The organism is Paenibacillus sp. FSL H8-0261 (assembly GCF_045040645.1).
Classification (GTDB): Bacteria; Bacillota; Bacilli; order Paenibacillales; family Paenibacillaceae; genus Paenibacillus_AQ.
On the sequence record NZ_CP150297.1, the window covers coordinates 2,967,474 to 2,981,726 of the forward strand.

A 14,253-nucleotide genomic window follows, 5' to 3' on the forward strand; every position below is an offset into this window, starting at 1 on the left:
TCCCAAGCTTGTGATTGGCTACAGCTCTAAGTATAATGCTAGATATAACATTAGAAAAATTGATATATGTAATATCTATTATAAGGTGAGGTAATGACTTGGGAATGGACATCAACTTGGAATGGTATCGCTCTTTTTATTGGGTAGCACAAACAGGCAGCTTAACTGCGGCAGCAGAACGGCTGAATATCACACAACCCGCGGTGAGTCACACGATTAAGCAATTGGAAGAAAAGATGGGCGGTCCTTTATTTTTCCGTACCTCTAGAGGGGTGGATCTAACAACAGAAGGAAAAGTACTGCTGCGATTCATTGAGCAAGCCTTTCAGAATGTGGAGATGGGTGAGCGAGCGATTGCTGAAATGAACAATTTAAATAGTGGGGAGATTCATATCGGTGCAAGTGATACCCTCTGCAAATATTACTTGTTATCTTATCTCGAGCAATATCATGAACAATATCCTAACGTACGTATTCATATTACGAATCGAACAACACCGGAAACGCTCACGCTTTTAAAAGAAGGCAAAATTGATTTCGGCATCGTAAGCTTACCGGCATCTGACAAGCAGATTGAATTTCGTAAGAGTACACGGCTCCAAGATTGTCTTGTAGGAGGCAAGGGCTTCCGTCATTTAGCGGATAATACGATGCCGCTTTCAAACATCAAGCAGTACCCATTGTTGTTTCTGGAGCCAGGAGGCAGCACTAGAAAATATATAGATGGGTTTCTTGCCTCCAATCATGTGACGATAACACCAGAGTTTGAACTAGGCAGTGTAGATCTTCTTGTTCAGTTCGCTTTGCGTGGCTTTGGTCTAGCTTTTGTTATTCGTGATTATGTAAGGGAAGAATTAAAAAGTGGGGAGCTTGTAGAAATCCCTTTAGATCCGCCATTTCCAGAGCGTAACATCGGGATAGCGACTCTTCGAGGGGTTCCACTCTCTGCTGCATCAAAGTCCTTTCTAACCTTATTGGACTAAATTATATCGGATGCGGGATCATACATATGAGGAGGAGGCTAAGCTATGATTGATTTGCTTGGTCGGCTACGTAAGGGATACGGGAAAAAGCTGCGTGCACTTCACACCTGGAACGGCTGGATCGTCGTGATATTGGCCTTGACTGGGCTTGTGCTAGTAGGCGGTTTCTGGCGAGGTTTCCTCGGTGAAGGCAGGGTATGGATTAAAGGCTTGCATATTGTGGTAGGAATTGCATCTATCCTTCCAGTGATCTATTATCTTCTGCTGGCCAGTAAACATTGGAAACAGCTAAAGGAAAAACCTTGGCAGCGGTTCAATGTACTTGTTGTGCTCTTCCTGTTGCTTGGGTGGTTCGTTTCTGGTGTATTGTTATGGCAGTTTCGTACGGTAGGACCGCAAGTATCTAATCTTGCATTGGTCGTTCATGATGTCCTGACTTGGATTGGACTGCCTTACATTATCTATCACTCATTGACTCGTGTGAAGTGGTTGAAGGAGCCGAATCGTCGGACCATCAAGAGCGAGGGGAGTGCTATTACAACATCTCAGAATACTCCGCAGCCAGTCTATACACGTAGAGCTTTCATTCGAGGGACGATCGGTGTAGGGCTTGCCCTTACAATCGGACCCTCATTTGTAAAATGGTTAGGCAGCTCGATTGGAAACATCGGTGGCAGCGAAACGATCGATAAATTAATCGAGAATGACCGCAATCAGCTGTTGCCAGCACCGCAGCCACTGGCGGCATCGTCACCGCCTCTTGGAGGTGGGTCGCAGGGTCAATTCCGTGTTTATACAGTAACCCCTATTCCTGAGTTCACGAACGATAATTGGTCCTTTAAGTTGGATGGTCTTGTTGATCAGAGCTTTACATGGAATTGGGAGCAATTCGTTCAATTGCAACGTACGGTTCAAGTGAGTGATTTTCACTGCGTGACAGGTTGGTCCGTCTATAAGAATACCTGGGAGGGCATCAAGCTGAAGGATCTTCTACAAATGGCTGGTGTGAAGTCCACTGCAAAGACAGTGAAGTTCTACTCAGGGGATGGGGTATATACAGATACCCTTACGCTGGAGCAGGCGGATATGGACGATGTTATGGTCGCGGTGATGCATGATGGGAAACCGATTCCAAGCGATCTCGGTGGACCGGTTCGGCTAATTGTCCCCAAAATGTTCGCTTACAAGTCAGTGAAGTGGCTGAACCGGATTGAACTGATCGAGGGAGAGCATACAGGATACTGGGAGCAACGAGGCTATTCGAATGACGCTTGGGTATAAATGAGTTTACTTAACCTTAATGGGCTTTGGGCCTGTTAAGGTTTTTTTGTGATTAGGGATGTAATCACAGAAATAATTCCATATATATAGAAGTGAATCAACGTAGGGCAGAGATCATCTGCGGAAAATTAGTTTTTTTGTAAATAAAAGGAGTATGGTGAGTTAGTTTCTGATAAAATAAAGCAAATGATGGAAAAAGTTACCGGATCGGTTAGGGAGGTGTTTATGTTGAACGGTGCGAGATCCGTAAAGCTATTAGGACTTATAGTTGGCGTGGTGTTACTGAATATTATCGTTTTGTCACCAGGGTTATTAGGGGTCGAAATTGGGGGAGTAAGCGTTCTAGAGACTTCCTTTGGCGTGACATTAGTAGTGATCAGTCTTCTTGTTGTCCTTTATGGAAGTTATAATTTGCTGTTTAAAGCTTCGGTGGTTCCACCTGTAAAAGAGATAAAGACGCATGAGGATTATATAGCAGCGCTCACGCAATACAAAAATGTAAAGGTGCTGAAGAAGGACATTACACTGGCTTTGGATCAGGTCATTCGGATGGAAAAGAAGAAAAACACGTTAATGGTTGTCCTGGGTCAGAGATTTGAGCAATCGGAGCTAAGCTACAAGAAGTTTGGTGCGGTCAGTTATGAAGTAGAGAAGCTTTTCTATCTGAATGTCCGAGGGATACTTAATAAGTTAAGTGTTTTTGACGCTTCGGAATTCTCCCTTTTTGCCAGTCAGCAGAGACCTGCGCAGTTCTCGGATAAATTGGTGCAGAAAAAAACAGCGCTATACAATGAATACTTGGCTTATGTAACAGGTTATCTCGGTGCAAACGAAGAGATTTTGCTGAAGTTAGATCAATTACTTCTCGAAATATCGCTATTAGACAGTACGAATTATAAAGATGTTGAAGATATGCCTTGTATGAAGGAGATCGATGAATTGATCAAACAGACGAAATTCTATAAGCAATGAAAGGAAGATGCGAATGGCTAGGAAAGGGAGAACATTTTTAGTCCTCGGGATTATAACAGTGGTGGTTTTTGCTCTTGTGTATTTTGGGATCACCTTAACATCTAATTTAGGTAAAACCACTACTGAGGTTTCGTCAGAAGATGCAGGAAAGCGGCTGGAAAAACTTTATAAAAAAATTAACGTAAATATCGCGGAGCAAGTTAAAGGACAAATCGACCTTGATCCTGTAGCGATTGGTGATTCCTTACCGGATATTTCTAAATTCCCTATATCAGTAACCAATACAACGGATAGCTTTGTCGAAATCTTTTCATCCACAGAGAAATCAGGAACGGGTAATGATGGATGGCTTAATGAAGTGGCGACAGACTTTAATAGTTCCAATATAGAAGTGAACGGATTACCTGTTTCAGTAAAAATTCGCAATATTGCTTCAGGAACAGCGACGGATTACATAAGGTCTGGTAAATATATACCAGATGCGTTTACACCATCCAATGAGTTATGGGGTGAGATGGTAAAAGCGAACGGAATGAATACGCAGCTTATAACCAATCGTCTTATTGGTAATGTAGCTGGTATTGTCACGAATAAAACGAAGTATGATGAGTTAGTAGAAAAGTATGGTTCTTTAAACGTTAAGACGATTACTGATGCTATAGCGAATAATGAATTATCTATGGGTTACACAGATCCTTTTGCCAGCTCAACAGGTTTGAATTTTCTTGTGACTGCACTTGGGACGTTTGACAGCTCTGATTTGCTTGGAGAGCAAGCGGTTCAGGGCTTTGAGAAATTCCAAGCGAATGTACCTTTTATCGCATCGACTACTTTACAAATGCGTGATGCGGCTAAAACGGGGAAGCTGGATGCTTTTGTATTAGAGTACCAAATTTACGCAAATGCCCCCGAACTAAAGGGTAGTTATGTATTTACTCCTTTTGGTGTAAGGCATGACAGCCCCCTTTACGCATTAGGTGATCTTCCACAAGAGAAGCTGGACATTATTAAGAAATTCGCGGAGTTTGTTGAACAGGATAAGTATCAGCGTTTGGGTGAGGAAAAAGGTTTTAATGGACTGAATGACTATCATTCGGAGGTTAATCCAGTGGATGGCAGTCTTTTATCCTCGGCTCAAAAGCTGTGGAAGGAGAAGAAAAACGGCAATAAACCCATTGCGGCAGTATTTGTAGCTGATGTCTCAGGTAGCATGAACGGTGAGCCTTTAAATCGTTTAAAGCAATCATTATTAACAGGACAGAAATACTTAGGCAAAGATAATAGTATTGGTTTTGTTTCCTACTCCGATAACGTTACGATAAATCTTCCAATTGGCAAATATGACACGAATCAGCAGTCGATGTTTGTTGGGGCAATAGATAGTCTTCAGGCGAATGGGGGGACAGCGACTTTTGATGGAATTGTGGTGGCACTCAAAATGCTTCAAGACGAAATGAAGATAAACCCGGAAATCAAACCTTTAATCTTTGTATTAAGTGATGGAGAAACGAATGAAGGTCATTCACTGAATGATATCAGGGGCTTAATTGAAACCTACAAAATTCCGATTTACACCATTGGCTACAACGCAAATATTAAAGCACTGGAGAGCATTTCAAGTATTAATGAAGCGGCTAACATCAACGCGGATACAGACGACGTAGTCTATAAAATCGGAAACCTGCTTAATGTTCAAATGTAAGTTACAACTTTTAGGAGGGGTTCTATGACTTTTACGATGGAAGTGGTAAGTCCGGAGAAATTGAAGTCAGCGATTGAAGAACAGGTTAAACCTGAGCCACAGGAAGTAACGCAACTGAAGGAAATGGCGATAACCAATGTCTCGACGATTTTGGAGCTGGATTTAGAATCTTTGGATAAACGAAAAGAAGTGCTGCAATCCATAGACAGCTTCGGGATGAGCACCATGAGATCGTCTTCAGACAAGAACTCTCTTTTGCAAGTTTCTGTAGGGAATTTATCAAAAACAGGGGATGAAGGCGGGCAAGTAGCTAAAGGGTTAACGGAACTAAACCTCCAGTTGAAAGATTTAGACCCAAGCGCAGTGGATTTTGCCAAAAGTGGTCTTCTAGGGAAGTTCTTTAACCCATTGCGGAGTTATTTTGCGAAGTATCAAAAAGCAGATGCTGTAATCTCAGATATTATCATTTCTTTAGATAAAGGCAAAACCGTATTGAAAAATGATAACACTACATTAGAGTTTGAGCAGCAATCGCTTAGAGAGCTCACTAAAAAACTGCAGAAAGAAATTCAGCTGGGAATGCTGATGGATCAGGAGATTGAGGCTCAGCTAGATGCAGCCAAGCTACGTAATGAGTCTGAAGAAAGAGTAAAGTTCATAACGGAGGAGGTGTTGTTTCCTCTGCGGCAGCGTGTGATGGATCTGCAACAGATGCTGGTAGTAAATCAGCAGGGAATTATGGCGATTGAAGTGGTTATACGAAATAATAAAGAGCTAATTAGAGGGGTGGACAGAGCTAGAAATGTTACGGTTTCTGCCCTGAAAATCTCCGTTACGGTGGCCAGTGCACTCTATAATCAACGAATTGTTTTGAAAAAGATTGAACTCCTAAATCAAACAACCAACACGCTAATAAGCGGCACCTCAAAAATGTTGAAAGATCAGGGGGCGGCGATCCATAAGCAATCCCTAGAATCTAGCATTTCAGTAGATACATTAAAACAGGCATTTACAGATGTGCTATCCGCTTTAGATTCGATCAGTACTTATAAGCAGGAAGCTCTTCCTAAAATGCGTGAAACCATTAACCAGTTTAGAGAGCTGGCAGATAGCGGAGAACAGCAGATCGTGCGGCTCGAGAAGGGGAATAAGCTGGGCTTGTAGCTATTTCCAGTCTAAACCCATCCTAGCCTTTAGTCTGGTAAGACTCCGGTCCTAAGACTGTTTTGAGCCTTCTCTTTCTCACGTATAATGAGATTAATTGATAACGTGAGAGGAAGGACATAAGAAATGAACGATAAGTTGTATACAATGCCGATCGGAGCGGTAGATTCCATGCAGATTCCCGTAGAATCGAAATCACAATCTAAACCAGGCAAACGTCGATCAAGTCCCAAGACCTATCGGAGTATGTTGTATTTTATAATCTCTTTGCCGATTACGATTATATATTTCGTGTTTATGGTGACAGGATTAGCATTATCGATTGCTTTAACACCAATTTTCATCGGTATACCCTTATTTTTCGCAGTAGCTAAAGGGTTAGATTACATTGTGAAATTTGAGCAAGACCTAGTGAGATCACTGCTGGATATCCCTAGACCGAGTGAAGAGCGTAGAACAGATATGAAGCAAGAGGGAGCAGGCTTCCTGCAACGAATGAAGTTAGGTTTTGATGGTGCAAAGTTTGCACGTAACATCATGCTGATTATGGGACGATTCGTATCCAGTATTATCTTCTTTTCACTAACGATAACTGTGGTAGCAGCTGCGTTAGGTCTGATTACACTACCCGTGCTTCATCAGATTTTCCTGCAAACGATGGATTTGAACATTTTGGAGAATAGTGTGTTTGCTTTATTTAATATCGACTGGACATTATCTCAGCAATACATTTCTTATGTTGTAGCGGGACTCGTCGTTGCCGTGATCGCAACTTGGGTGATTAAGTCGTTGATGGATGTACAGCGTAGAATGTTGTTTGTATCCTACGAGGAAGAACGTCAGTATTAAATGGAAAGAAGCGTAGCTCTTAAAGAGCTACGCTTCTTATACTTTTATCGCTATCTTAATGAATTAGTCCATAGCTCAATAAGTTGTTAAGCTTCTAAACAGTAGGCTTGTAGCTGCTTGCGCTTATCAGCAGTCATGCCGAATTCCTGTTCGAGGAAAATCTCTACACTTTTATAACGCGCGTCAATGGCAGAGAAAATGGCTTCCATGAATTCTCTGCGTAATATAAGCGCAGCCATAACAGTATCGACTTCCTTCGGTGACAGATGCTGTGAGGCTTGCTTTTTTATTTGCTCATTCAAAGGACCAAGTGTCTGATTGGAGAGCAAATAGTCTTCTATAATCGTCTCTCTTGGAACCCCAAGTGCTAGGAAGATGAATGCTGATCCTACGCCAGTGCGGTCTCTTCCGCCGGCACAATGATGCAGGATACTGAATTCATCTGGAAGCATAATGGTTGCCATAAGTCGCTTAAAGGAAGGGTTATTAAAGGCCATATCCAAATACATATTAACCAAGAAGTCTGTCGTAAAATGTTCAAGGAATCCAGAACGAACCACATCTCTCATGTCTCCAGGCACCTCTTGCTTTAGCGCAGGTACACAAATGTTATTAACTCCTGGAATGACTGGATCTGGTTTTAAACGAATTTCTTCTATTCCCCGATAATCAAATATGGTCTTAATTCCAAGTGATTTAAAGAGCTTTATATCTTGATCGGTCATTCCTGTTAATTCGGCTGATCGAAAAAACAAACCGTATTTGACTCTACGGCCATCTGCGGTGGTGTATCCGCCCATATCTCGGAAATTGAGGACCCCTTTAAAGGGGAGAACACGACGCTTAGAATCTGTTGTTTCTAGTTTCTGGTTCATTTTCGTACCACCTTTGGTTGGTTATTGAATAGGCTATTCTAGAATGTAGAAAGGGTGTCGCTTAACCATAAAAGTTTGCCCTTAATACTATATATAGTACCATGATAAATGCCGACAACCCGAAAGGATAGTGTGACATTTTCCAAACTAATATCTCTGTTAATTGTCGCGTTATTACGCTGTATACGGAAAAATTCTAGTAGGAGTGTGTAAAATGAATTTAAAAGAAAAGTTGATAGTAATAAAAGAAAATGGCTACCAAGCACCTCCCGATACATTCCAGTTGATACAAGAAATGATACATAACATCGGTTCTGTGGATGCCGAGCTGCGTGATGATCTGATTTATACAATCTTATCACACTGGATTCCTGGTAATTCTCTAACTGCAAATGAACTAGAACAACTTCTTCCAGTTATTTTGGATCATAACCATTTGCATTTTAAGCTTGGTGAAACAAATACAGATGCTGTCTTTACTCGATCTTTCTCAATGCTAGTCATACCACTCGTCTTAGAAAGACATAGAGAATCACCATTTCTCTCAAGAGAGCAAATTCATCTGATAAAAGAGAAAGTATTTTACAATGTACAAGAAGAGCGAGATTACCGCGGGTATGATGAAGAAAAGGGCTGGGCTCATGCCATAGCCCATGCAGCAGATGCTTTAGACGATTTAGCTCAATGTTCCGAACTGGATAACAATGACCTCATAACGATTCTCCATTTGGTTTATGAAAAGATGATCATAACAGATCGAATTTACTCCGATGGGGAAGATGAGAGAATGGTAAGACCCATAATTAGTGTTTTAAATAGAAAAATACTTAGTCAGACTTATGTAGAGCAATGGATTCAAGGTTTTGGTGATGTAGAAAAAAATTCAGAGTTTCTTCCTGCCTTTAGGCAAAAACATAATATAAAGAACTTTCTGAAAAGTTTATACTTTCGAGTTAAATTTTATAAAGTAGATGCCGATCTCTGCCCAACTATCGAGCATACATTATATAAAGTGGAAAAAGTATACTATTCCTAATTAAGAAAAAAGTTAGGTACGGATTCAGGCGCTTACATAGGATTAAGTTTATTAAAAAAAGCCCAAAAGATATATGGGCTTTTTTTGTTTCTTATCGCAAAATATAACCCCCATCCGGAAACAAAGTGCTTCCTGTTGTATAGTTATTAGTCATCAAATAAATGGTTGTATGTGCTGCTTCGTCCGCATGGCCGACCCTCCCAAGAATATTTATATTCGTATATTCGTCGTAAGCTTTGTCTCTAGTTTCCTGTTCTGCACCTTCCCAATTAAAGTTGGTATGAATGGTTCCTGGGGAGATGACATTTACCCGAATCGGAGCTAATTCTACAGCCAATGCTTTTCCCAGACTCTCAATTGCACCGTTACAAGCCGCGTAGGAGGCACCGTCTGCAAGTGGTCGTTGGCCGAATGCACCAGACATCAGAACAATAGAGCCTGTTGGGTTTATATATGGGATCGCGCATTTCACAGCATTATATTGAGGCCAGAACTTTGCATTAAAGCAGCTATGAGCAATCTCTAAGCTTGAAGTAATCGGTCCTCTAACATAAGAGGCGCCGGGAGTGAACAAATGATCGAAGTTGCCGATTTTTTCAAAAAAAGACTTTAAGTCTTCTTCATTTTGATTATCAAGCGAATGAGTTTCGGTAGATTCGGACCCTAGAATTTGTTGAGCTTTTTCTAATTTATCTTGTGAACGCCCAGCGATTATGACATATGCGCCTTGTTCAACCGCTTGTTTGGCAGTCGCGAGCCCTATTCCGGAGCTTCCTCCGATAATGACGATTCGCTGGTTTTTTAAAGAAATACTGGACATTTTTATCTACTCCGTTCATAGTTAAATGGACTTTTAAGTTCTGTTTTTTATTATTAGATATAAAAGAAATTCTGCACAGTACGCACTTTTTTCGTACTAGGTACGATTGTTCGTACTAGCTGTGAAATAGATTAACTATCGAAAGAGATGATCACATGGATTTACTTGAGCCGAGATTGGCCGGAGTGCTTACAACGCTTGATAAGATCGGTGGAAAGTGGAAGCCGCTCATTTTATTTATTTTATTGATAGATGGTACCAAACGATTTGGCGAACTTCGACGGATTATTCCAGATGTCTCTCAAGGGACATTAACGAAGCAACTACGAGAGCTTGAAGAGGATCAACTTATCGATCGTGTGATTTTTCATGAGCTTCCATTGAGGGTGGAATATAGTATTTCAGAACATGGCAAATCACTAATTACTGTTTTGGATAGCATGTGTGGCTGGGGAAGGTTGCATCAAGAGTATTTAAATAATACAAATAAGTAAGGGGCGGACATTATTATAAATACTATTTTGCAGGACCCAACAGGTCAGGCCTATAAGACGCTGATACAGGTAGCTATGGAAGTGTGTGATGAATTTATTTTGGTCAAACGGGATCAGATGGAGTTAGAGTCAGAAGGATATGAACTATTGGAACGGTTACAGCCTTTTCTCAAAGAGATCGTCAAAGATGATTATTGGCCGGGAACTCGGCTTATGGGACATTATGCAGATGTTTATTATTTTAGATGTTCACCGGATGCGGTCGATATCCTACTATCCTATTCTACGAGCTTGTACTCATGGGTGCAGACTAGAGTGCCCGATGATCTTTGTTTTTTAAGACAGGGGCGACCGTGGTTAATCAATGCAGCTCATGAGCGAGAAAGCCATATTGTAACTGATGTAGAAGAGGTGCTTAACAGACTAGAAGAGAGCGGACTATTGTTCCGTGACTTATCTGTGTTTTATCCTTAATAAAGATAACAATGAGGCGATGTTTGCAAAGACATAGTCTCTTTTTTGTGCTGGGAATTTTTTGTAGACAAAATGGTCTACAAGTTGTAAACTCTAATTCAAATGGAAGGTCTAGGAATTGTAGACCAACGGGAGGCGCAAGGTTGAAGGATCTCAGACTGACCGAAATGGAAGGGAGATTTGCGGAATTAATATGGGATCATGAACCGATTCCGTCAGGGAATCTGGTGAAGTTATGTGAATCCGAGCTCAACTGGAAGAAATCTACGACGTATACGATGTTAAAACGACTTGAAGCTAAAGAGATTTTTAAAAATGATAATGGTGTGGTAGGTTCTCTTATCAAAAAGGATGACTTTTATGCGGAGCAGAGCAAGGCGTTTGTGAAGGAAACCTTCGGCGGTTCGTTACCCAAATTTTTGGCTGCTTTTACAAAGAGCCGGAAATTAAGTGACAGCGAAATTGATGATGTTCTAAGACTAATCCATGAGCATAAGGAGGAGTAACGGTGGATCAGCTGTTTGGACAACTTTTAAACATGAACATTACGGGAAGTTATGTGATTGTGTTTATCATCGTGGCACGGCTGTTCTTAAGAAAAGTTCCCAAAATATTCTCCTATGCCTTATGGTCTGTGGTTTTGATCCGACTCCTGTGTCCGTTCTCGATTGAGAGTATATTTAGTTTTATCCCATCTGAAGTACAGAACTCACCTCTAAATAAGCTATACACACAAACGCCTCAAATCCAAAATGTAATCATCACATCCGAGCAAGCAGTAAATAATATATCACCCGTACCTATCCCCTCTACACCTGCTGCACCAAGTGGTATAATCCCTTCAAATCCTTCAGACGCGTGGATTAACATAGGCCAATATATATGGTTGATCGGGATTGGGCTGCTGCTCATCTACAGCATTGTTGCCACTGTTCGACTTTCACGAAACTTAAGAGCCGCAACCCCTCTTTTCGAAAATGTATATGAACATAACGGCATCTCCACACCTTTTGTATTCGGCTTCCTTAAGCCTAGAATATACCTTCCAAACGGTCTTTCCGATCATGAAAAAGCTTATATCATCAAACACGAGCAAGTGCACATACACAGATGCGACCACATCATAAAACCTCTGGCGTTCGCTGTTCTGTGTATACATTGGTTTAATCCAGTGGTTTGGCTTGCTTTTTATCTGATGAGTGATGATATGGAGAAATCCTGTGACGAAAGCGTCATAAGACAGATGGGCAGCGGAATCAAAAAGGAATATTCGACCTCACTCTTATCCTTATCTACTGGAAGACGATTTATGGGCGGTTCACCGCTTGCCTTTGGAGAGAGCAACACGAAAGGGCGGATAAAAAATATTTTAAATTACAAAAAACCAGCCTTTTGGGTTGTTTTAGTCGCAATCATAGTTGTGGCTGCGCTGTGTGTCGGACTCATAAGTAATCCGAAAAATGATCCATTAACCGTAAAGGATTATGCCGAGCAATTTATGGAGCAGAACATTACGAGCTATGAGAATAGTACAAATGTTAAGATGGTTGACAGTAAAATTACTAAGCTTGAAAAAATAGCGTCATTCGACGATCTGTTTGCAACACCCTTGGAAATTTGGAGTTTAGAATATCGCTTGAAACCGGATGATCCAGCTAAGCTGACGATGACGGAAAATGTGGTTGATGGATTTATCACCGAAGAAGGAAGCATGGGGAAACCGATACTTATTTTTTCTATTATGAATTCAACACCACAATATTTGGGCGTAATCAGGAGTGGAGAGAATGACATATCCACACCAGCCGGTCAGGAAATGGCAGTGCGTGTGTTTCTTGAAGCAAACCATCAGCTTCCGCATGAAACTTATAGTGGGAATCATATTCTAGTGAAATTCCTCTTAACTACAGGCGAAACAAGCCAACTGTTGTTATCCCAACCTGTTATTCAAGGAGATTCAGGAATTTGGAGCGTAGAACGCTGGAAGGATTCGAATGGAAATGAATATTACAATACACCTCAAACCGATGTTACGATAGCTGAATATTATGCCCGTCTGCAGACATTAGCTGATCAGGGTGAGGAGCCAGCACTACTTTATCCTTTGCAGGTCGCCATGAATTATATAAGCAATGATATTGGAATGGGTCAGCATGTTAAGCTGGATCAGCTTGTGGTGGACAATGAGGCTACAGCTGATGATTTTGCGAACACGCCCGAGAGTATATTAATGGGCTACGTTTTTAATCTTAGCCTGGAGAATCATTCCTTTGATTTTGATAACATTGAATGGCTAACAATGGAGGATTCCGCTCGCTTTAAAGGGTTGAATATTAATCCAGATGAGGATATGCCCAATGGATTTTATATCCTCAACAAATATACGTATACCGATCCATTAGAGGTTACAGAGGATACGAGATATTCTATAGTTGATGCTAATGCGGGTGCTCTAAAAGAAGTAAGCAAGCAGGAGTTTATTGAATATTTCAAGCAATATACTGATTTTGTGCCCCCGTGTGTGATTACTAAAAAAGACGGATATGTCACCAGCATTGCTGAGAAATATATGCCGTAATTTATATGCTGATGAAAAAGTTGAATTTATATTTAAGCGCAGAAGAACCCGCACTTGGTGCGGGTTCTTCTGCATGTTCTTCAGCATGTGTATCGGCGCTGGCTCGTTTAGGTTACCTTCGGCACAATGTATTCGGTTTTTCACATACATTTGGCTTATTTACGTTAGCTTCTGCACAATGTATTCGGTTTTTCACATACATTTGGCTTATTACGTTACCGTCGGCACATTGTATTCGGTTTTTCGCATACATTTGGCTTATTACGTTAGCGTCGGCACATTGTATTCGGTTTTTCGCATACATTTGGCTTATTACGTTACTGCCGGCACATTGTATTCGGTTTTTCGCATACAGTTGGCTTATTTACGTTACCTTCGGCACATTGTATTCGATTTTTCGCATACAGTTGGCTTATTTACGTTAGCTTCGGCACATTGTATTCGGTTTTTCGCATACATTTGGCTTATTACGTTAGCGTCGGCACATTGTATTCGGTTTTTCGCATACAGTTGTCCGTAAGCTCGACTAAAACATGTATTCTAAGGATTTAAGGTCCGCTCGGTCCGTCATCCTAAAGAGGCGTGTGCTTAATTAAAAACAGGGCTCCCCATGGCCAACAGTTGAATATAGGCCCATCCCTTGAGTTCATTTCACATTTCTCCGCAATCTAGAAACTTTAAAAATTCTATTATAGCAAGCATAATCGCCTTCGGTGTTCTTAATAGGACGGTAGAGTCTAGGCCACTGGCAGACCCAACTGTTTACGAAACTTATTCCGAACTACGACAGAGAGTGCATCTAGCTCGACAAGCTCTGCCAGAGCGTACGCCTCTTGAAGACCAACCTGCATTAGATGCAGTACATGTGACACGGATGCACAGCCAGCTCCATTTCCTTTTTTAACAATTACGTCATCTGCGGAAATTTCTCCCTTTATAATGATCTGACAATTTACAAAATTTCATATATTTAAAGAAATCTATTGATAATTATTCTCATATGATTTAATATGATAACGATTCTC

General features: G+C 41.0%; 14 protein-coding genes. 11 read left to right on the forward strand and 3 right to left on the reverse strand.

The window, feature by feature from the left end:
• The first annotated feature begins 104 nt into the window (after window positions 1-104).
• The 6 genes from MHI27_RS13085 to MHI27_RS13110 all read left to right on the forward strand — a co-directional run bounded on the left by MHI27_RS13085 (window position 105) and on the right by MHI27_RS13110 (window position 6,951).
• On the forward strand, window positions 105-983 hold the full coding sequence (locus tag MHI27_RS13085) for a LysR family transcriptional regulator (protein WP_341060596.1): 879 nt from the start codon (window positions 105-107) through the stop codon (window positions 981-983).
• A gap of 45 nt (window positions 984-1,028) precedes the next feature.
• Window positions 1,029-2,264, forward strand: coding sequence for a molybdopterin-dependent oxidoreductase (locus MHI27_RS13090; RefSeq protein WP_405176445.1), 1,236 nt, complete (start codon window positions 1,029-1,031; stop codon window positions 2,262-2,264).
• Between the two features lie 225 nt (window positions 2,265-2,489).
• Window positions 2,490-3,236, forward strand: a complete 747-nt coding sequence (locus MHI27_RS13095; protein ID WP_405176446.1) for a hypothetical protein — start codon at window positions 2,490-2,492, stop codon at window positions 3,234-3,236.
• Between the two features lie 13 nt (window positions 3,237-3,249).
• A complete protein-coding gene (locus tag MHI27_RS13100) occupies window positions 3,250-4,938 on the forward strand; it encodes a VWA domain-containing protein (RefSeq protein ID WP_076282826.1) in 1,689 nt (562 codons plus the stop codon).
• A 24-nt stretch (window positions 4,939-4,962) separates the two neighbouring features.
• Window positions 4,963-6,102, forward strand: a complete 1,140-nt coding sequence (locus MHI27_RS13105; RefSeq protein ID WP_405176447.1) for a toxic anion resistance protein — start codon at window positions 4,963-4,965, stop codon at window positions 6,100-6,102.
• 126 nt (window positions 6,103-6,228) lie between these two features.
• Window positions 6,229-6,951 carry a sensor domain-containing protein gene (locus tag MHI27_RS13110; protein ID WP_341127970.1) on the forward strand — a complete coding sequence of 241 codons (723 nt, stop codon included), beginning with the start codon at window positions 6,229-6,231 and terminating at the stop codon, window positions 6,949-6,951.
• 86 nt (window positions 6,952-7,037) lie between these two features.
• On the opposite strand, the gene MHI27_RS13115 is transcribed toward MHI27_RS13110, so the two are convergent.
• Entirely contained in the window at window positions 7,038-7,826 is a 789-nt protein-coding gene (locus MHI27_RS13115) for a tyrosine-protein phosphatase (RefSeq protein ID WP_076282822.1), read from the reverse strand.
• Window positions 7,827-8,040: 214 nt separating this feature from the next.
• Between MHI27_RS13115 and MHI27_RS13120 the strand changes: the two genes are divergently transcribed.
• Window positions 8,041-8,862 (forward strand): DUF2785 domain-containing protein, encoded by an 822-nt coding sequence (locus MHI27_RS13120; protein ID WP_405176448.1) that lies wholly within the window; start codon window positions 8,041-8,043, stop codon window positions 8,860-8,862.
• 91 nt (window positions 8,863-8,953) lie between these two features.
• Here the strand turns inward: MHI27_RS13120 and MHI27_RS13125 are convergent, their stop codons facing one another.
• Entirely contained in the window at window positions 8,954-9,682 is a 729-nt protein-coding gene (locus tag MHI27_RS13125) for an SDR family oxidoreductase (RefSeq protein ID WP_405176449.1), read from the reverse strand.
• 155 nt (window positions 9,683-9,837) lie between these two features.
• Between MHI27_RS13125 and MHI27_RS13130 the strand changes: the two genes are divergently transcribed.
• The 4 genes from MHI27_RS13130 (at window position 9,838) to MHI27_RS13145 (ending at window position 13,228) form a co-directional block, all read left to right on the forward strand.
• Window positions 9,838-10,176: a helix-turn-helix domain-containing protein gene (locus tag MHI27_RS13130; RefSeq protein WP_340969090.1), complete on the forward strand. Its 339-nt coding sequence runs from the start codon at window positions 9,838-9,840 to the stop codon at window positions 10,174-10,176.
• Window positions 10,177-10,257: 81 nt separating this feature from the next.
• Entirely contained in the window at window positions 10,258-10,650 is a 393-nt protein-coding gene (locus tag MHI27_RS13135; protein WP_405176450.1) for a hypothetical protein, read from the forward strand.
• Window positions 10,651-10,793: 143 nt separating this feature from the next.
• Window positions 10,794-11,156: a BlaI/MecI/CopY family transcriptional regulator gene (locus tag MHI27_RS13140; protein ID WP_042187606.1), complete on the forward strand. Its 363-nt coding sequence runs from the start codon at window positions 10,794-10,796 to the stop codon at window positions 11,154-11,156.
• A 2-nt stretch (window positions 11,157-11,158) separates the two neighbouring features.
• Window positions 11,159-13,228 (forward strand): M56 family metallopeptidase, encoded by a 2,070-nt coding sequence (locus MHI27_RS13145; protein WP_405176451.1) that lies wholly within the window; start codon window positions 11,159-11,161, stop codon window positions 13,226-13,228.
• A 737-nt stretch (window positions 13,229-13,965) separates the two neighbouring features.
• Here MHI27_RS13145 and MHI27_RS13150 read toward each other — a convergent pair.
• The gene (locus tag MHI27_RS13150) at window positions 13,966-14,100 is read right to left on the reverse strand and encodes a hypothetical protein (protein WP_256716290.1); all 135 of its coding nucleotides are present in this window, start codon (window positions 14,098-14,100) and stop codon (window positions 13,966-13,968) included.
• Between the last annotated feature and the right edge of the window lie 153 nt (window positions 14,101-14,253).

Coding starts and splice junctions, on each gene's coding strand:
- MHI27_RS13130 (WP_340969090.1), top strand. CDS start 9,838: ATGGATTTACTTGAGCCGAGATTGGCCGGAGTGCTTACAACGCTTGAT.
- MHI27_RS13100 (WP_076282826.1), top strand. CDS start 3,250: ATGGCTAGGAAAGGGAGAACATTTTTAGTCCTCGGGATTATAACAGTG.
- MHI27_RS13115 (WP_076282822.1), bottom strand. CDS start 7,826: ATGAACCAGAAACTAGAAACAACAGATTCTAAGCGTCGTGTTCTCCCC.
- MHI27_RS13085 (WP_341060596.1), top strand. CDS start 105: ATGGACATCAACTTGGAATGGTATCGCTCTTTTTATTGGGTAGCACAA.
- MHI27_RS13105 (WP_405176447.1), top strand. CDS start 4,963: ATGACTTTTACGATGGAAGTGGTAAGTCCGGAGAAATTGAAGTCAGCG.
- MHI27_RS13090 (WP_405176445.1), top strand. CDS start 1,029: ATGATTGATTTGCTTGGTCGGCTACGTAAGGGATACGGGAAAAAGCTG.
- MHI27_RS13120 (WP_405176448.1), top strand. CDS start 8,041: ATGAATTTAAAAGAAAAGTTGATAGTAATAAAAGAAAATGGCTACCAA.
- MHI27_RS13095 (WP_405176446.1), top strand. CDS start 2,490: ATGTTGAACGGTGCGAGATCCGTAAAGCTATTAGGACTTATAGTTGGC.
- MHI27_RS13125 (WP_405176449.1), bottom strand. CDS start 9,682: ATGTCCAGTATTTCTTTAAAAAACCAGCGAATCGTCATTATCGGAGGA.
- MHI27_RS13110 (WP_341127970.1), top strand. CDS start 6,229: ATGAACGATAAGTTGTATACAATGCCGATCGGAGCGGTAGATTCCATG.